This is a genomic window from Porphyromonas sp. COT-108 OH2963 (assembly GCF_000768895.1).
Lineage (GTDB): Bacteria > Bacteroidota > Bacteroidia > Bacteroidales > Porphyromonadaceae > Porphyromonas_A > Porphyromonas_A canoris.
The window spans coordinates 52367-71859 of the sequence record NZ_JRAP01000013.1 but is presented as its reverse complement, the minus strand read 5'-3'; the positions used below and the strand labels follow the sequence as shown (position 1 = coordinate 71859).

Here is a 19493-nt window from a genome sequence, read left to right as displayed (position 1 = left end):
GTACATACATATATGATCACAAATACGATTTAGAGAATTAGACATGAAAAAGATATATAACATACTATTGGCTCTGCTTCTTATGGGAGCAATGGGAGCATGTAACTATTTGGACGTGGTTCCGGATGAGACAGCTACCGTAGAAGACTCTTTCAAGAATGCAAAGTCTGCAGAAAAATTCCTTTATTCTTGCTACGGATCTCTTCCAAGACTTTCTGCTACAGTAAGTGGGCTGGACTTCCTTACCGGAGATGAAGTGGTTACATCTTTTGAACACGAGCTTTTTGCAAGATTCCCGAAAGGAACTTATACTGCCAGCGATCCTGTTATCTCCTATTGGAACAGCCTCTTTACCGGTATTCGTTACTGCTACATGCTATTGGACAATATAGATAAGGTACCCGGTATGGAGAAAGACAAAATAGAGGACTACAAGGCACAAGCCGAGTTCCTTATCGGTTTTTATCACTATCTGCTTATTCAAAACTACGGTCCTACCATTATCGTGACTAAGGTAGAAGATCTTAACACAGACGCTAAAGACTTCTTGCCTCGCCGTCCGTTGGATGAGTGTGTTAAGTTTGTTGCAGACAAGTTTGATGCTGCGGCTGCGAAACTTCCTAAGGAACGTACGGGTAGCGAATATGGTTTGGTTACGAGCACAGCGGCTAAAGCTCTCAAGGCTAAGCTCTATGTGATGGTGGCTTCTCCTCTATTCAATGGTAACTCTAAGTTCTATGCAGATCTTAAGAGCCCTAATGGTACTCAGCTTATGCCTTTGACATTTGATGCAAGCAAATGGACAAGAGCCGTACAAGCACTTAGAGAAGCCATTGCTCTTGCGGAAGCAGACGGCTTTGAACTCTATGTGGCAAAAGAGGGAGCACTATCCAGCTTGCCCGAACCACAAGATCCTGTCCAACGCTCTTTGCGTTTTGCGATTCTTGATAGAGATAATACCAAAGAGATTATCTGGGGTGATACCAGACAACAAGGCTGGTATGACATCGCAGCTAAATCTGCACCATACCATGGATCAGACAATGCATATTCGGGTGTAGGTGTTACGCTCAACATGATGAAGCGCTTCTACACAGAAAATGGTCTGCCTATCGACCAAGATCCTGAGTTCTTTGCAGAGTCTGATTGGTGGAATCTTATGGACGTTCCTTCGGGTTATGCCAATGCCGAAGGCCGCATTCCTAACTTCCTTTTCAAGCGTGAGCCTCGTCTTTATGCTTGGGTGGCTTTCCAAAATGGCTACTACGAGATAGACAACAAGGACGAAAAAGGAAACTATGCACGTAATCTTCGCAGAGGACAGAATGGTAAGAAGGTTGTGATGAAGATGCTTGCCGGAGAGCCCGGAGGTAGAGGTCCTGTTAACAATCTGCGTAATAACGACTACTGTCCTACACTCTTCTTGAACAAGAAACTGGTTTCTCCTGCCAAGCGTCCGGGTAACAACCCTCAGTTTATCTATCCGTTCATCTCTCTTGCAGATCTTTACCTCCTTATGGCAGAGGCTTCTGTGGAGACAGGAGACCTTACTACCGCAAAGACCTACTTGGATAAGATCCGCACACGTGCCGGTATCCCTACTGTAGATGAAGCTTGGGCAAGAGCAAAAGAGCCGGGCAAAGCCAACTCTCAAGAAGGTCTGCGTGAGATTGTACGCCAAGAACGTATGGTGGAGATGTACCTTCAAGGACAAAACTTCTGGGATATGCGCCGCTGGTTGCTTGCAGAGACCTACTTCTCTCAACAGCCAAAGGGTCTTAACATGAAGGCTGCAACGTTGGAAGATATGTGTCAGGTGATGACTGTGGACGTACAACGTTCATTCGTTTCTCCTCGCAACTATCTCATGCCAATCCCTCAAGGTGAAATCAATAAGAACCGCAATCTGGTTCAAAATGTGGGTTACTAAAATTCTGACCATTAATACACAAAGACAATACAATGAAAAGAATAAAAGTAATGATGCTGGCTCTTATGCCTCTACTGGCTTTTGCTTTCACCTCTTGTAAGGAAAAGCAGGATATGCCTACGGTAGAGCCTATCAGCATCTCCAATTTAAGATATGAGACAACTCCGGGACAGATCGTGCTTCATTGGGATAAAGTGGAAGAAGCAGGCAAGGACTTGCTCTATGTCAAAGTAAGCTACTTCGACCCTTATACCAATAAGAACGCTACCCGTCTTACCAGCAACTACTCCACTTCTTGTGTTATACCCAAGACTTTCAAGGTAGCAGGAGAATATACGTTTACGGTAACTGTGGTGAGCAGTTCGGGTAAAGAAGGTGCAAGTCAGACTCTCAAGGCTACATCTGCTCCCGTAGCACCTGTAACATCATTCTCTACGGAAGCTATTCCATTGACTGCCGAAATGCTTTCTACCAATGCTCAAGAGCCTTCGGAAGGGCCTATTGCCAATCTTGTCGATGGTAACGATGGAACATATTTCCACTCCAGATGGAGTGGCTCTCAGATTAGTGAAGCACACTACATTCAGATAGCTATTCCTCAAGAGCAGAAAGCGTTTAAGTTCTGGTATAAGAACCGTAATAATGGAAACGGAAAACCTCAAGACATTATTGTATCCGGTAGTGTGAACGGAGAGGATTGGAAAGAGCTTACTCGCATCAATAGCGGTCTTCCTACCGAAGCTTCTTCTGTTTACGATTCTCAACCAATAGATGCAGATCCTGCTATCAAGCATCTTCGTGTTACTGTAATGAGAACCAACAGTGGCGCAGCTCCTACCTTCTTCAATATGGCAGAGTTTAAGCTTTACAAGGTTATCTATCAGATCTATGACGCAGAAGCGGAAGCGAAGAAGATTATCGACAGCTACGGTAACAAGTAATACTCCGCAAGAGATTACTATCTAAAGCTATATATGAATGGAGGAGAGTTCCCGGCATGTCGGGGACTCTCCTCTTTTTATGCCCTCTTGTCGCTCTCGGATGCTTGGGTGGAAATCTCTTTTGGCAAAGTTTTTTGCACCAAGGATCCCTTTCCAAAGCTCTCTTTAAGCCGTTCAAAACTTTCTGTTACCCTATTAAAAACTTCTCCCAAACAGATTCACTCTTCACGTTCAAAGCTTGGTTTTTATAAATCGGTACTTGGTTGCTGCTTTTCAAACCTTGACTTCCGGAAATCGTGCCTTGATTTGCAGATTTGTTCCTGCTTAATGGAACTATCTAACAGGATAAGAGAAACATTTGAATGCTTTCAGCTCATCTTCAATAAAGCATTGCAGCTTCATCGAGACTTTTGCACGGCATCTCATTTACGGTGTTGCTTTCGAGATTCGAGCTTGCTCTCAGACGTGAGTACACTTCCGTCCTTTTTCACTCTTCATCTCTTGTCTCTGAACTACTCTGCAAAATCTCTTTTGGCAAAGTGTTCTTTCCAAAAGATAAAAGCTCCTTGAAAAGATCAAGGAGCTTTTATCTCGGTTTCCTGTCGGTTTTGTAGAGTAGAGTTTATACTTCCCTGCCAGGAGGAAGTGTCTTTATCTGCTCTTTTATCGCTTATGTCCTGAACAGATGTTTGAACTCATCTGCATAAAGTCTCGATAATCCGTGCCGGTTGTCTATGGCTTCTCCCACCACAATCATGGTGGTTAGGGTGAGGTTGTTCTCTTCCACGATTTTTGCCAAGTCTTTCAGCTCTCCCCGGTAGATGCGCTCATCTTTCCACGTAAGTTTGTAGCAGGCAGCCACCGGAGTGGTTGGCGGATAGTGCTCCAGGAGTTGAGCCTGAACATCCCTCACGATGCCGGCACTGAGGAAGATGCACATGGTGCTCTGAGAACGTGCCAGCAGGTGGAGCTTCTCCTTTTCCGGCATCATGGTACGCCCTTCTCCACGAGTGAGGATAATGGTCTGCACCTTTTCCGGAATGGTAAACTGCGATCGAAGAGCCGCTGCCGCCGCTTGGAATGATGAGATACCCGGCGTGATGTGGTACGACATATCGTGGGCATCGAAGAGTGCCATCTGCTCTTGGATGGCGCCATAGATGCAAGGGTCGCCCGTATGCAGACGAACCACCAAAAGCCCTTTGTCGTAAAACTCTTTCATGATCTCAAACTGCTCTTCAAGGCTCATCGATGCGGAGCTACGCACTGTGGCTCCCGCTTTGGCATAGTGGGTCAGCTCTATGGGTACGAGACTGCCGGCATAAAGAATAAGATCCGCCTGTTGCAGAAATCTTTTCCCTTTGACCGATACAAGCTCCGGATCTCCCGGACCGGCACCTACAATTTCTATATGACCGGAGCGAACAGATGCTCTATCTTGTGCCAATGCGAATGTGAACTCATTCCCGGCGGAAAGTGCCCCTTTCTGCTTCTCCAACAGTAAAGCTCCTCCCTTTGCAGCCATAATGGATGAGGCTTCCGATACACTCGGTACGGATGTTACCTCTTCTACTTTCTTGGAGGGGTTGGGTACTTCCACTCCATCCAACTCTCTGTCCGAAAAGATGTGGAGAGGCACACCAAAATGCGTGGCAAGCTCGTGCAGCATCGGCTCATCTTTCTTTAGCTCTATGGACGATAGTGAAGCAATGGAGAGGGGAGAGTAGCCAAAACCTGTAAGGGCTTCTTCCAGATAGCCGGCTACTCCGGTAGAGGAGCATTGGCGACGGCATCCCATGCCGAGGTGCAATACACTCGGACGATAGTAGATGGCAGGGACAGGCACCTCTCTGTATATCTTCGGCGTGACGGCTATGAACAGCTCGTACTCTTTCCACTCTATATCCGCAATGTTGTAGAAGAGATCTACGTGCGGCGGTTTGGTACGCTCCATGTATGCCGTTCCGCTATCTTTGATGTCGAGCAGAAGGGCTACCCGCTTGTCATTAACAAATAGCGTGATGGGTGCATTCAGGTTGGCTTCGGAGGTTTCTGTCTTCCAACCGTACTTTTTACCTATCGTGTCCAATGCCCATAAGCCGAGACCATCGCTTTGAGTGGTGATCACCTCTTGTGCTCCAAGCACTCGTGCCAAAGCTGTGGAGAGTTCGTTTGCTCCTCCGACATGCCCGGAGAGAACAGATACAACGAACTGCCCCGTGCTGTCTATATTGACAATGGCAGGGTCTGTGTATTTGTTTCTGATATATGGTGCGATAGTCCTGATACAGATACCCATAGCCCCGATGAAGACTAAGGCATCGGATTTGGAAAATAACTCGCCGACATGGGTGAGCGGATGTATCTCCGCGTCGGGATACTCCTTTAGAATGGTTTCGGCAAGGTGTCGGCTACGCTCGGAAACCAATATGATTGCAATGGATTTCATCTGTCGTCTTACTGTTTAACAGCCCTCATGACTTCTATCGGATTGAAGTCGTCTATCGTGATTCGGGTACTCTGCATCTCTCCGAAGCCGTATGTCTCGCACGCTTCAAGGAACATCTGCCTGCTTTCGGGGGATACGGCATTAAAGACCAATATACTTCCCGGCCCCATTTTCCCTGATAATTTCTCCACGATTTCGTTCATCTTGCCTCCGTGTCCACCGATAAAAGCAGCATCCGGAGCAGGTAAAGCATCCGTCTCGGTCTCTGTGAAGTCTCCGATAAACGCATTGATGCCGGGCGTTCCGAACTTTTTTGCATTTTCATGGATGAGCATCCGCCCCTCTTCTCTCTGTTCAAAAGCATAAACCTGAAGGTGTGGAAACTGGAGTTTTGCCTCTATCGAAACGGAGCCGGTACAGAATCCTACATCCCAAAAGACACTCCTTTCCCGAAGCTCCAATGCACTCAGGGAGAGAAGTCGGATAGGCATTTTTGTGATCATCTTGGCTCTACCATTGAGCAGATGAAAGTTCCCTTCATGAAGACCAAACGGTCGGGGACGGGTGTATTGCTTGTAGAGGATGATGTTGTTGGGGAATGCAAACGACTGCGAAGCGATCTCTTCCAAACCATGAGTGGTAACACGCTCCGCTTCGGTATTGCCCAGCAGTTCGCCTACGGATATCTTGTAGTTGTCATATCCATACTCCAGCATCCGTTTGGCTATGGTCTGAGGGGTATGTTCTTTGTTATCCGTGAGTATGCCTATAAGGTCATATCCGAGAATGAGAGCTTCATCGAACTTGTGCCAAGGACGTCCCGTGAGAGAGACAATCTTCATATCCTGATAGGGGAGCAGGAGGCGATGAGCGTGTAGCTGCAAAGAGTTGAAGTAGGGATAGAGATCAATCTCCGCTTCGGGCATTTCTCGCAGAACAGTATTGGCAAATCCGAAGAAGAGCGGATCGCCTGAGGCAAATATCACAACCTCTTCGTGCCGGCGATATGCCTCGAAAACTTGAGAGAGAGGAACTACTATCGGAATCCAACTATACCCTTCGGGCAGGTAGGGATCCATGATCTCTTTATGACGCAATCCGCCCGAAAAGACACTGTTTCGGGCTATACGCTCCCGAAGATGAGGGGAGAGATGCTGCTCTCTATTGTCATCTATGCCAATGATAGTGAACTTCATTTTTTCGTTTATTACAGATCTCGTCCGGGGCGAAGCTGTTCGGCATCGTCGAGAGTCAGGATGGAGTTTACAAGTGTAGCCGCCAGATTGCTTCCGCCTTTGCGTCCCTCCACTATGATTTTAGGGATGGAAGGGAAAGACTTGAGCATGTGTTTCGACTCGCAAACATTCACAAACCCGACCGGAGCACCTATCACCCCGACAGGTGAAGCCTTTCCTTTTCGGATCAGATCGCATAGTTCGATAAGTGCGGTAGGGGCATTGCCGAAAGCGTAAAGCGCATCAGGGTGCTCTTCTACCGCCAATCGGATGCCGGCTTGAGTACGGGTAATGCCTTTCTCCGTAGCCATCTGTGCTACTCTCGGATCGTGCAAATAGCATTTGGCTTCTATGCCCAAACGCTCCAATGCTCCCTTTCTGATGCCGGAGACAACCATGGTAACATCCGTGATGATGGTACTTACTTTCTTGGAGATAAAGGCTTCATGAAGCTGCTCTACGGCTTTTTCATCTGTGTAGAGTACTTTCTCCATGTCAAAGTCTGCGGTTGTGTGGATGGAGTGGAGCAGAGCCCACTTGTGATCCAACGGGATATTTTTGTTTGCCAACTCGCTTTCGATGGTCTGAAAACTGCGGATCATGATATCCTGTCCGATCTTATCCGCCTGCATACCCTTGTTTCGATAATAGCCGCGAGGGGTTATCATCTTACCGTCGGCAGATTTATAAGTCTGGGAATTGCCTAACAGAACAAGAGTGAACATATCTATCTCTTCCGGATCAAACGCTTCCAATGTGGTAAGAGTGATATTCTGATCTTCTCTTCCTGCCTGACGGACGTATCCCACAGGCGTTTGAGGATCGCGGTGTTTAAGGAATAGCTCTTTCAGTCGGTGCAGTTGCCAATACCTGCCATTACTCTTGGGATTATAGACGGCAGTGATAAAGTCTGCCATTGCTGCGGCTTCTATTCTCTTCTCAATGGTAGCCCAGGGAGTCATGAGATCGGATAGAGAGATCACGCAAAAGTCATGTCCGATGGGAGCACCCAGCAAAGCAGCCGCTTTTTGAAAGGCACTTATGCCGGGTAATACCTCTACCTCGATGTCGCTATCGCGTTCATCTTTCATCTCATATACCAGTGGCGCCATGCCGTAAATACCGGAATCGCCGGAGCTGATCACTACCACCGTCTTGCCTTCTTCTGCAAGATCGAATGCCTGTTCGGCTCGCAACTGCTCTTTCTTCATGCCTGTATCTATACAGACCGTGCCGGGAGAGAGAACAGACTCTATAAACTGAAAATAATATTTGTATCCCACGACCACATCTGCCGTCTTTACGGCATCCAATACAGCCGGTGATATATCTTCTTTACCGCCCGGACCTATCCCGGCGACTACTATTTTTCCTTTCTTCATTCGCTATGCTCTACTGTTCTTAAGGTATCAAATTCAAAATCTTTCTACTTCATCTTCTTTCCTGTGGAGATATAAAGGCTTTTCTTTTGCATGATTCCGATCTTTCGGTATCGGGAATAGAAGGTGAGAAGTTCAAGGAAACGCTCCTGAACGGCAGGCAACTCTCCAAGTCCGCAAAGGTGAAGAACCACTTCGTATCCCTCTTCTTCCAACATCTCTTTCCAGTCTTCCGCAATATCGTTCTTGGCATGCTCTCCGGCTACCAGCATAAGCGGTTGAAGGTGTACACGTTTGGTGTCCAACCTGCGTAGTTGTGAGAGAGCCTGCTCAAAGTAAGGATAGCCTTCGATACAGCCTATAATGTGATTGGGATAACCGAGATCTTTCAGCTTGTAATCGAGCATCGCGTATTGTGCTGTAGATACATCGTAAGTGCCGTGACCGACCCAAAGATAAACTTCATCCTCTTCTGTCTCAGCCGTCATAGCCTCTATGAGCGCATCATAATCCTCTTCATACGAAAGAAGTGGCGAGCATAGACGAACCTCTTTGAACCTGTCTCGGATCTCCTCGACGTCTATGCAGAGGCTTTCCATCTCTACTCCCCAGATGATTGTCGTAGGCTGCACTATGACATGAGTGTATCCCTGATCTGCCAGAAGCCTTAGAGCTTCCGACGGTAACATCTTCTCCACTCCTCTATCCTTGAGACGCTTCACGATGATACGCGATGTGTACGCCTCGTACATATCTATCATCGGATAGTGAGCCATAACCATATCATTTATTATATCTATGGTCTTCTCTCTGGTATCCTCATGAGTGGTTCCGAAGTGCGCCATAAGAATAGCCACTCTATCTCCATCCGTTACATGATCGAAGATGTTATCCTCTTCAAAAACCTTGTTCCCGGCTTTCGAGTGAGTCAGTAGTTTTTTATCTTGATTGTTATCTGTCATAGTGTTATCTGTTCTTATAGAAATTGATGTACGCTCTGTTTACCAAAACATTTCCGCCTTTGGTCGGATAGTTACCTGAGAAATACCAGTCGCCCGGATGGTTCGGAACAGCTTCGTGAAGCCCTTCCATGGATTGGAATACCAGCTCGACAGGAATATCTATACCCTCCGGCATCAGGAGTTCAAGCATCTTTGTGTTCAGCTCATCCACCGAGAACGGAGCATAAAGACGCTTCACAAAGTTCTGTTCTGTGAGTCTGTTCTCCGCTTCTGCCTTGATAATGTCCGAGTAGATCTCATCCAACACTGCGGTTTGTCCTCTCTCTTCGAGCAGCGCAACAGCTGCACGGAACGCGACGAACTCTTCCAGCCTGCTCATGTCTATACCATAGCAGTCCGGATAACGCACTTGAGGTGCGGATGATACGATTACGATTTTTGTGGGACCGAGACGATGAAGAATGGTGATGATACTCTCTTTCAACGTTGTTCCCCGAACGATGCTGTCGTCGATAACCACCAGCTTATCCTCGTTTCGGTTCAAAGAGCCGTAAGTAATATCGTACACGTGTGCCGCCAACTCCTTTCGGCTTTCGCCCTGAGTGATGAATGTTCTCAGCTTGATATCCTTTACCGCCACCTTCTCAGCCCTTATGCGCTTGTTGAGGATAGTGCCCAACTCTTCGGATGTAGGGTTCGAGAGCTCTTGGATAGCCTTTAGTTTTTGTTCGTTGAGTACTTTATTCAGACCCTCCACAAGCCCGAAATAAGCCACTTCGGCAGTATTCGGAATAAAGGAGAATACGGCATGATCCAAGTCGTAATCTATACTCTTCATCACCTGTGGAACGAGATTAGCCCCTAACGCCTTGCGCTCTTTATAGATGTCTCTATCGCTACCTCTGGAGAAGTATATGCGTTCAAACGAACAAGCCGCATTGGGTGCTTGTGGCAGGATCTCGAATATATTGACCTGCTCACCGCTTTTATCTATCGTGATGGCACTGCCTCTCGGAAGCTCCTTAACCTTATCAAAAGTGAGGTTCATAACGGTTTGGATGACGGCTCTTTCCGATGCAACGACAACGATTTCGTCGTCTACATAATAGAAAGCAGGGCGTATCCCCGCAGGGTCTCTCATAACAAAAGATTCTCCGCTTCCTGTCATACCGCACATGGCATACCCGCCTTCCCATAGTGGCGAACACTTTGAGAGCGGATTGCAAAGGTTGATATGGCTTTCTATATGGTCGGTAATGTCCATGCCTTCAAGTCCCATACCTTTTGCTATTCTGTACACTCGCTCTATCTCTCTGTCCAATGCGTGTCCCATCTGTTCTATGACGATGTGAGTGTCGGACATATTTCTCGGATGCTGTCCTACGGATGTGATGGACTCAAAAATCTTATTCGTCGATGTCAGATTAAAGTTCCCGCACAAGAGCAGACTCTTTGCTCTCCAGTTGCTACGCCTCATCATCGGATGGACAAAAGCCATACCTCTCTTGCCGGTAGTACTGTACCGAAGGTGTCCCATGTAGCACTCTCCTGCGAAGGGGACATGCTTGGAGATGCTGTCTATACTCTCGAAAAGCTCTTCCGGAGTGGAGTCTATATCTTTTCTGACATCCTCAAACACTTCTGTGATGGCACTACTGCCTTGAGCTCTATGCCTGAAGAAGTACTCTTCACCGGGAGGAGTGTTCAGTTTAACACAAGCCATTCCGGCTCCTTCTTGCCCTCTGTTGTGCTGCTTCTCCATGAGAAGATACATTTTGTTCAGTCCGTAACGCCACGTCCCATATTTCTCATGATAGTAGGAGAGGGGTTTGCGTAGTCTGATGAGGGCGATACCGCACTCGTGCTTCAATGTTTCCATTACGATGTATTGTAGATCTTATTGGTTTGTAAGCCGAAAGACATCTGTCGAAGATGCCTTCAAAGTTTGAAAACGTAAAGTTACGCAATCGGGAGCGCAAATGAAAATGCTCCCGACCATAGATAGTCCATGGACGAGAGCGTTCCTATTAAGTTTTGCAAGCATCTGCTCCGGATGTTTCGCTTAGTGAGAGATGGATATGATCTCACCATGCTTCGGGGTGAGCTTGAATATATCATCGTACCCGATCTGTCCGGTAATGTACTGGGCGGTATTGATGACACCGCCATGGCAGAAACAGATAATGTGGGAGTAGCCTTTCTCTTTGCAGGAAGAGATGAACTCTTCTACCCTCAAAATCATATTCTGGAGAGTCTCTCCATCCGGTATCTCCATCTGATGCCATGTGGCAAACCAGAGATTCTCATCACCCAATGCAAGATCTGAAATATCATACCACGGTCTCATCTCCCAACTTCCGAAGTTAAACTCCATAAGCCGGTCATCCCTTATGGCATCGCCATATCCACAGTAGTCCGCAAGCAGTGTCGCCCTGCTCAGAGGGGAAGTAAAAGAGGCATCATACCTGTGTCCGAGAGCATCCAACTTCTGTTTGACCTGCTCGGCTTCGCGTTCAAAGTTTTTGGATACGGGAACATCCGTTTGTCCGTAACAGAGTATGGGGTCTATGCTTAAAGAGGTGTGTCTTATCCAGTCTATTGTCATATTATCGGGGTTTCTGCATCAGGGGGACGGGGCATCACCCTTTCTTCATTCCGCCAAGGCGTTTAGCTTCACGATAGCTCTCTTTCGGAGCTTCGGTGTTCTTGCCTTTTCTGTTCGGCCCCTTGGTGCCGGAGCTGATCTTTCTTCCTTTCCTTAGTTCTGCGCTTTTTGGAGAAGAGAAGCGTATGCCATCTCTATCGTCCTGCTCATCCCTGCCAAAACGGACAAATACATCTTGAGAGGAGCGAGCTTTTTCTCTACTTACTTTTCTGAATATGCCTTTTAGGGGAACAGACGAGTGGTCCAAACGCACATCATCATCCACACAGGCTTTGTCGCCGATACCCACTACTTCGTTATTCTTAGTCACCCGACCGGCACGGATGAGCTCTTCTGACTCTTTTCGGGTAAAGTCGTAGTATTCGCTTAGAATACGACTGATACGAATTTCCATAGTATCTTTTTTCTAATACTTTTACGGGCACAAAGATATATTAAAATGTGGAAGTTGAAAATAGTAGTTTTAAGATTATTGCACACTCCTCTCCGCTCTTTTCTGCAAGTCTTTTCATTCTTCTCTTTTCCGTGTTCAAAAGTTGTTCTGAACAGGGATATTTTCTTTGTTGAACGGGTTAAGATTTTCAAACCAAATCTTCATTTGGAGCAATCAAATCTTGATGCCTGCAAATCGAGCCTTGAATCCTGCAAATCAAGTCTTAACTTCTACAAACCGGCTCTTGATTTACAACTGTATAAGGCATCACATCATCTTTTGTAAGTGTATAGTCTGTTTTGTGAACGGATATAAAAGAGGCACCGACTACTGCGGTGCCTCAAAATACAGAATTGTGAAATAGTAGCAAGGATTAAATAGTATAGCAGAAATACCTCCACTCACTCCACGGACAGAGTATATCTCCTACTTTTGCTCTGACACGCCAACGGCCTCTTTGAGCTCCAACGAACAGATGATCAAGGTATGTTTTAGATGTTTTGTAGGTGTAATTGTGGCTTTTACCGCTCTCAATTGCTTGGTCGGAAGCCCAACCGCAACAGAAATGATCCGTCTCCACGTGGTATTCAACAGGAACACCTTCTACTGCAACGGGAGTCCATTCAAACCTTGTATCTCTTGGGTAGTGGCTGAAAATCTGGTAGGGGAATGGGCTTATTTGTTTTGGAACAACACCGCTCCACCAGTTTAGTGTCGGGTCTCCCAATAGTACCAAGCCGTAGAACCAGCCTATTTCCCAGTCTTCATGTTTAGCTCCCAAGCATTTCCACCATTCTACAAAGGCTTCTCCTATTGTCATGCCTTTGCCCATCGGGCCATAGAAGTTTTCAAAGAAGAGCATCGACCCAGACTTTGTACTACCTATTGCAGCCATACCCGGATTGATACCGTTGCCGAGCTTGTCAAAAATGTACCATCCTGCCATATAATCCGGCTGAGTAAACAGGGCACTGCTGCATGCAAAGAGGTTGTAGAAGTTTGCTTGAGGAGGATTTTCGTCTTTGATGTATTTGACTCTTATGTAGTTGTCCTCCTCCTTGAATGGTTCGTTAGGGATAGAAAAACGGTGGAGATAAGGGTTGGAGTGAGCACAAACCTGAGCCCAACCGAAATGTTTAGCCATCTTTGCCTTGTAGGTGTTGGCATTGGTTTCTTTTTTGTCCGTGCAAACGTCGATGTTACTGCTTGGAAGCATCATATCCATAGCACAATCTCCGAATCCTGCCCAGTCGTCATCCACGATGGTCAGACCTTTATTGGATTGTCCTAAGAGTCCTTTTCTAAAGTAGTGATTGCGAGCAAAGTACTGATTTATAAGCCGGGCGTTGTTGCCGTTCATGTCGGGAGTCCATATTCTGCCCACCCATATCTCGGCATCTATATCTCCGGCGTGTATATTGTAGTCTCCATCTTTGTCTTTGTCTTTCCATCTTCCATTGGCATCCATGAAGAAAAGATCACAAGGAAATACCGAGGAGTGACCTCTAACTTTATGCTCATACCATGCAATGGGAAGATTCCCAACGAATACTACACCTCTGAGAGCTGCTTTTCTCTTTCTGTCTTTTTCGTTTTTCTTTTCTCCCTTGCTTTCTCGCGGATTTTCAATAAATCTCTTTCGGTTTCGGATAATGAATTTTCTTAAATCTGCCGCCGTTCCTCCTTTATATCTATACACATCTGCATAGTACCCGTCTCTTGCAACATCGAGAACGTATTGGTCTATGGAAGATTTAATGTCCGGATATAAGTCGTAGTTTACGACAACGATCATCCTTCCTTTGGTATAAACATGTGTAGAATACTTGGTGAAGAGCTTCAAATCCGGCCCGAAAGAAGGACGAGGAACTCGCTTAACAAGAGGTTTGTCCAACTTTTCTCTGCGTCTTTTGTAGCTGCCGAATGTTTGGCGTTTGACCTTGATCGTATCGTCAAACTCTATTTCTTGTAGTTGTTTGATGTTACTGTAGTCAATCTTAAACTCTTTGGAGTTTTTCACTGCTTTAAGGTTGAGTTTTTCATTAGCCATAATGGTTTGTTTTATTGATGAATGAATAAATAATATAAATCGCTCGGAGTACTACACTGCTCCGAAAAGCGAATAAAAGGTTTTGATCGTGCTTTTTACAGAAAGGTATTATCTGTGTCTGTCTCAAAGTTATGAAAATAAGTGGGAAAAATAAAGAAACCTCCGGGTTTTGCATCACACTCGAACGATCGATGAAAAGTGATGAGCTTTTCTTGTGGATTTCTTTCTAAAAACCTGTTTTTTATTTGAACTATAATCTGTACCTTTGATTTCAGCTTTACCCCCAATATTTTGCATCGAAGAAATGCGTAAAACACCAAACTCCACTCCAAATATCAAGGTAGCGGAAAGCTATCATGTACCGGTGCTTCTGGATGAAACACTGGATGCGTTGAACATAAAACCGGATGGTATCTATGTCGACTGTACATTCGGAGGAGGAGGACACAGCAAAGCCATCGTGGAGCGACTCTCCTCTAAAGGCAGGCTTATTGCTGTGGATCAGGATGCAGATGCTATTCGGAATATCCCGGAGGGAGAAGAGCGAATGCTTTTCGTGCATGGGAATTTCCGGTATCTTCGCCACTATCTCGCTTATATCGGAGTGGAGAAAGTGGATGGCATATTGGCGGATTTGGGTGTCTCTTCTCATCATTTCGATGATCCGGACAGAGGTTTCAGCTTCCGATTTGATGCTCCATTGGATATGCGGATGAATGCTCAACAGAAACAGACCGCTGCGGATCTTCTACTTTCTGTAACGGAAGAGGAGTTGGCTTTGATTTTTAGAAACTACGGGGAGCTGAATCAGCCGTATCGTATAGCCAAGACTATAAAGCAAGCGATTGAGAAAGGTTTGCCTTTACGAACAGTGAATGACCTTATAGGCATACTCTCTCCATCTCTTTTCCGGGAGAACGATAAGAAGAGTCTGGCAAAGCTTTTTCAGGCTCTTCGGATAGAGTTGAACGATGAGATGGGAGCTCTGAAAGATCTGTTGAGGTATTCAAGAGAGCTTCTTGCAGATGATGGACGGATAGCAATCATTACCTATCACTCTCTGGAGGACAGACCGGTGAAGAACTTTTTCCGCTATGGCAACATGGAGGGGACAAGAGAGGTGGATATGTATGGAAATGTACTCTCTCCAATGCGCCCCTTGTTCAAGAAAGCCGTGTTGCCTTCTGCTGAGGAAATAGACAGGAATCCTCGTTCTCGCAGTGCAAAACTGCGTGTAGGTATGCCGAACATAGAGGAGTAGAGACGGTTTCAAGATTTTATAACTGAAAATTTATGAGTAGCAAGAGTGGCAAGGAGAACAGATCAAGAAGTACTTTTTTCGGCTTTCTTGATGGAACGTGGGTGGCAAACCGCTGGACGCCACGCACTACGAAGTATGCCATAGCCGTCGTTCTCTCTTCTTTTATCTCCATCACCGCATCATATACGTCTATGGGCTTTCAGAGAAGGCTCGAAAAGCTGAAAAAGGAAGTGAAGGAGCTTAAAATGGAGCGAATATCGGTGAACTCTACTCTTGTTCAGAACAGACGCATCACCGTTATAGAGGAGAGAGTGAAGAGTGCCGAACTCGAAATATCCTCTCCGGATACGCCACCCATATATATAGATTAGAGATCTTCAATATAGAGCCCCAGACAGATGAGCGATAGTCCAAAAGAGTTTCGGAACAGGATCCGAGATAAAGAGAGCCGCCAAAAGGTGGCAGGAGGTCGATCAAGTGAAGAAGATAAGATCGTTGTACAGAAGCAACGGAAGAAGTTTCTGAAAAACTTCTATCATCTTTACGCTTGGTTGATGGTCTGTGTGGGTTTCGGAGTCATTGTAAAAGCTCTTGTTGTAACCACAACAGAGCGACAAATCTGGCTGGAGAAAGATAAAATTCACCAGCAACCGGATGTATCGGTACTTCCTACACGGGGAAATATCTACTCGGCTATGAATACTGCCATGGCTGTAAGTGTACCAAGATACAAGGTAAGCATAGACTTTAAGGCTGCCGGATTTAAGGACTCCATATTCAAGGCAAATGTGGACTCTATGGCTTGGTATCTTTCCGGAATACTGGGAGATAAAAGTGTAAGGCAGTATAAGGAGTACTTGATGAAGGCTTACGCCGAAGGACGAAAGGGTAAACGCCGTACTCAGCGTATCATTCCCAAAGAGATCTCACACCTGGAACGACAACAGCTTGCTGCAGCTCCATATTTCAATATTCGGAATAGAAACGTCAGTGGAATCATAGATGAACCGGTGATTAGACGAGAGAGACCTTATGGTAATATGGCTTCTCGGACGGTGGGTTTTCTGCGTTCTGAAACAGATTCGACAGGATTGTCGCATGGTAGTAGCGGATTGGAGTTGGAGTACGACTCTCTGTTGTGTGGAGTGCCGGGTATCAATGCTAAAAAAAGAGTAAGCGGACAATGGGTCTATCCGGTAAAGAAAAAACCTGTAAACGGATGCGATATACATACAACCATAGATGTCAATATTCAGGACATAACGGAGCGGGCTCTATTGGAGAAAGTGAAGGAGTTTGATGCTCTATGGGGAACCGCCGTGATTATGGAGGTTGCCACAGGAGAGATAAAGGCGATGTCCAACCTCGACAGAAAGAGCAACGGAGAGTATGCAGAGACTGTCAATCATGCTTTAAGGGATCTTTTGGAACCAGGCTCCACAATTAAAGTGCCTTCCGTAATGGCTGTGCTGGAAGATGGACATGGATCTCCCGATGATATGATAGATGTAGGCAATGGAACATGGCTCTTCAATAAAAGGGTTGTTATGGACCACAACAAAGATCGCGGGGGATACGGAGATATTACTTTGGCGCAGTCTGTCTGGTTTTCTTCCAATGTTGGTGTTGCCAAGGCTGTAACAAGAGGATATGGGAACGACTATAAAGCATTTCGAGACCGACTGGTAAAGATGTCTTTGCTTGAACCGATCTCTCTGGAAATTCCCGGTACGGCAAAACCTTTTATAAAAGAGGCGAAAAATTGGGATAAAACCTCCATCGCATGGATATCTTTCGGGTACGAGACACAGATACCTCCTATATATATGCTACGCTTTTACAATGGTATAGCCAATAACGGAAAGGTCATGCAGCCGTATCTGGTAAGAAAAATCGTGAGGGATGAAGAGGTGCTGAAGCGTACAGAGCCTACGGTTGTAAAGGAGCGTATGGCAAGTGAAAAGACTCTGCGACAGATACAGCAGATGCTCAGAGAAGTGGTAACCGAAGGAACGGCAAAATCTGCTCTGTCTAACTCCGTAGAAATATCCGGAAAGACTGGAACGGCTTATATTTCCGAGGGACGTGGAGGATATGGAAGAGGTAAGAATGTAACTTTTGCCGGATACTTTCCTTCGTCTGAACCTAAATACAGTATAATTGTGGTGATAAGCAGACCACAAACCAGGCTGGGAGCAGGTGCTGTCTGTGGTCCGGTGGTAAAGTCTATCGCCGAACAGATCCATGCCACTACGATGTATGCGGAACTGAACGATATAACTCCCGACTCTCTGGCTACATTCCGTATGCCGATACATGGTGGAAGAGGCGATGTAGTGGAGAAGGCTTGGAAGTTTGTGATAGATAAGAATAGTATCGAGAAAGCAGATGGAGAGGTTTCCAACTGGATCAAGTATGGAAGAGATAGTTTAGGAAACTCTTTCCCTCAAGAGGTTAATATTGCAGAGGATCGGATGCCTTCTTTAATAGGCATGATGCCAATGGATGCCATTTATCTTGCACAGTCTTGTGGCTTGAAAGTATCCGTAGGCAATCATGGATCTAAAGTGGTGGCACAGTCCATTCCGGCAGGACAGAAAATAAAGCCGGGCGCACAACTCTTCATAAGACTGCATTAGCAGGTCAAGCAGATTTTCTTGAAGTGCTTAGTTTTGAATAATTAAAAGAACAGATACCAATATATGACAATTCAGCAACTATTTAAGGGAATTCCTCATGAGCAATTGGCGGATGTGGGGCATATAGAGATTAAAGGAATACAATCCGACTCAAGAAAGGTAAATTCGGGAGATCTTTTTGTTGCTATCCGTGGAACTATTTCGGATGGACACGACTTTATTTGTCAAGCAGTAGAAAAGGGAGCTGTGGCAATCTTGTGTGAAGAACTTCCCGAATATGATCTGCCGGAAGAGATTGCCATTATCCGCACAGAACATACCGATGTTGTTGTGGGAATGGTAGCTGCCAATTTTTACGGACATCCGTCTGATAAGATAAAGCTGGTAGGAGTTACCGGAACAAATGGAAAGACAACTACTGCGACACTACTGTATGAGGTGTTCAGAAAGTTGGGGTATAAGGTCGGCTTGCTTTCTACGGTTTGTGTCAGAATAGGAGATGAGCAGATAGAAGCTGTTCGTACAACTCCCGATGCTCTTACTCTTCAATACTTCTTGCACAGAATGGTGGAGGAGGGATGTAGCTACGCATTTATGGAGGTCTCTTCTCATGCTGTGGTTCAACACAGAATAGGAGGGACAACATTTGCCGGTGGTATATTTACGAACCTTACGCATGATCATCTGGACTATCACTTGACATTCGATAATTATCTCAGAGCCAAACAGGGATTTTTTGATCAGTTGTCTCAAGATGCGTTTGCCCTGACCAATGTGGATGATAGAAATGGTATGGTGATGGTACAAAATGCCAAAACATCTGTTTATACTTATGGGCTCAAGACCGATTCTACTTTTAAGGGAAAGATTATAGAAAAGCATTTGGATGGCACCGAAATGCTCATGGACGGCGCAGAGATTTTTACTCATTTCGTAGGAGATTTCAACGGATATAATCTTATGGCGGTGTATGGAGCTGCAAGACTCTTGGGTGTCGAGAAGGAGGTTCTACTTCCCGTTATGAGTAGTCTGATACCGGTTAATGGCAGATTTCAGACCATAATGTCTCCGAGAGGATTTGTGGCCGTTGTAGACTATGCTCACACGCCTGATGCTTTAGAAAATGTGTTACATACGGTTTCCGACTTGGTACAAGGCAAAGGAGAGCTGATTACAGTCGTTGGCTGTGGCGGAAATCGGGATAAAGAGAAGCGTCCTATCATGGCGGCAGTAGGAGCAAAGTGGAGTAGCAAGCTTATCTTGACTTCTGATAATCCGAGAGATGAAGAGCCAATGCAAATTCTTAAAGAGATGGAAAGCGGGCTGCTTCCAAATGAAAAAGCCCAAGTACTGACCATTGAAGATAGAAAGCAGGCTATTAAGACGGCATGTATGTTGGCGAAGAAAGGAGATGTTGTTCTTATCGCCGGTAAGGGACATGAAAATTACCAGGAAATACGTGGCGTAAAGTACCATTTTGATGATGTAGAGGAGGTTCTTGACTGCTATAAATCCATGTAAAGGTCTAATGCTTTATTTCCATTCTTAA

The 19493-nt window shown here is 45.7% G+C and carries 14 protein-coding genes; 6 read left to right on the top strand and 8 right to left on the bottom strand.

Features of this window, described 5'->3' with window-relative positions:
* Positions 1-43 precede the first annotated feature (43 nt).
* Positions 44-1930, top strand: coding sequence for a RagB/SusD family nutrient uptake outer membrane protein (locus HQ39_RS07785; protein ID WP_036865227.1), 1887 nt, complete (start codon positions 44-46; stop codon positions 1928-1930).
* Between the two features lie 32 nt (positions 1931-1962).
* The gene (locus HQ39_RS07780; RefSeq protein WP_081965416.1) at positions 1963-2871 is read left to right on the top strand and encodes a discoidin domain-containing protein; all 909 of its coding nucleotides are present in this window, start codon (positions 1963-1965) and stop codon (positions 2869-2871) included.
* 670 nt (positions 2872-3541) lie between these two features.
* Here the strand turns inward: HQ39_RS07780 and cobM are convergent.
* The 8 genes from cobM to HQ39_RS07735 form a co-directional block, all read right to left on the bottom strand.
* Positions 3542-5320, bottom strand: coding sequence for a precorrin-4 C(11)-methyltransferase (gene cobM / locus HQ39_RS07770; protein WP_036865225.1), 1779 nt, complete (start codon positions 5318-5320; stop codon positions 3542-3544).
* A gap of 8 nt (positions 5321-5328) precedes the next feature.
* Positions 5329-6516, bottom strand: coding sequence for a bifunctional cobalt-precorrin-7 (C(5))-methyltransferase/cobalt-precorrin-6B (C(15))-methyltransferase (locus HQ39_RS07765; RefSeq protein ID WP_036865223.1), 1188 nt, complete (start codon positions 6514-6516; stop codon positions 5329-5331).
* An 11-nt stretch (positions 6517-6527) separates the two neighbouring features.
* A complete protein-coding gene (gene cobJ, locus HQ39_RS07760) occupies positions 6528-7937 on the bottom strand; it encodes a precorrin-3B C(17)-methyltransferase (protein ID WP_036789285.1) in 1410 nt (469 codons plus the stop codon).
* 44 nt (positions 7938-7981) lie between these two features.
* Entirely contained in the window at positions 7982-8896 is a 915-nt protein-coding gene (locus tag HQ39_RS07755) for a sirohydrochlorin cobaltochelatase (RefSeq protein ID WP_036865221.1), read from the bottom strand.
* 4 nt (positions 8897-8900) lie between these two features.
* Positions 8901-10775: an amidophosphoribosyltransferase gene (locus HQ39_RS07750; protein WP_036865220.1), complete on the bottom strand. Its 1875-nt coding sequence runs from the start codon at positions 10773-10775 to the stop codon at positions 8901-8903.
* Positions 10776-10958: 183 nt separating this feature from the next.
* Complete coding sequence (locus HQ39_RS07745; RefSeq protein ID WP_036865219.1) at positions 10959-11501, bottom strand: histidine phosphatase family protein; 543 nt, start codon at positions 11499-11501, stop codon at positions 10959-10961.
* Positions 11502-11535: 34 nt separating this feature from the next.
* A complete protein-coding gene (locus tag HQ39_RS07740) occupies positions 11536-11955 on the bottom strand; it encodes a hypothetical protein (RefSeq protein WP_081964522.1) in 420 nt (139 codons plus the stop codon).
* A 412-nt stretch (positions 11956-12367) separates the two neighbouring features.
* Positions 12368-14044, bottom strand: a complete 1677-nt coding sequence (locus HQ39_RS07735; protein ID WP_036865217.1) for a hypothetical protein — start codon at positions 14042-14044, stop codon at positions 12368-12370.
* 304 nt (positions 14045-14348) lie between these two features.
* On the opposite strand from HQ39_RS07735, the gene rsmH reads away from it, so the two are divergent.
* The 4 genes from rsmH (at position 14349) to HQ39_RS07715 (ending at position 19465) form a co-directional block, all read left to right on the top strand.
* On the top strand, positions 14349-15305 hold the full coding sequence (rsmH, locus tag HQ39_RS07730; protein ID WP_036865215.1) for a 16S rRNA (cytosine(1402)-N(4))-methyltransferase RsmH: 957 nt from the start codon (positions 14349-14351) through the stop codon (positions 15303-15305).
* Positions 15306-15337: 32 nt separating this feature from the next.
* Positions 15338-15676, top strand: coding sequence for an FtsL-like putative cell division protein (locus HQ39_RS07725; protein ID WP_036789272.1), 339 nt, complete (start codon positions 15338-15340; stop codon positions 15674-15676).
* A gap of 27 nt (positions 15677-15703) precedes the next feature.
* Positions 15704-17944 carry a penicillin-binding protein gene (locus HQ39_RS07720; protein ID WP_052079539.1) on the top strand — a complete coding sequence of 747 codons (2241 nt, stop codon included), beginning with the start codon at positions 15704-15706 and terminating at the stop codon, positions 17942-17944.
* A gap of 63 nt (positions 17945-18007) precedes the next feature.
* Positions 18008-19465 carry a UDP-N-acetylmuramoyl-L-alanyl-D-glutamate--2,6-diaminopimelate ligase gene (locus tag HQ39_RS07715; RefSeq protein WP_036865213.1) on the top strand — a complete coding sequence of 486 codons (1458 nt, stop codon included), beginning with the start codon at positions 18008-18010 and terminating at the stop codon, positions 19463-19465.
* Positions 19466-19493: the final 28 nt, after the last annotated feature.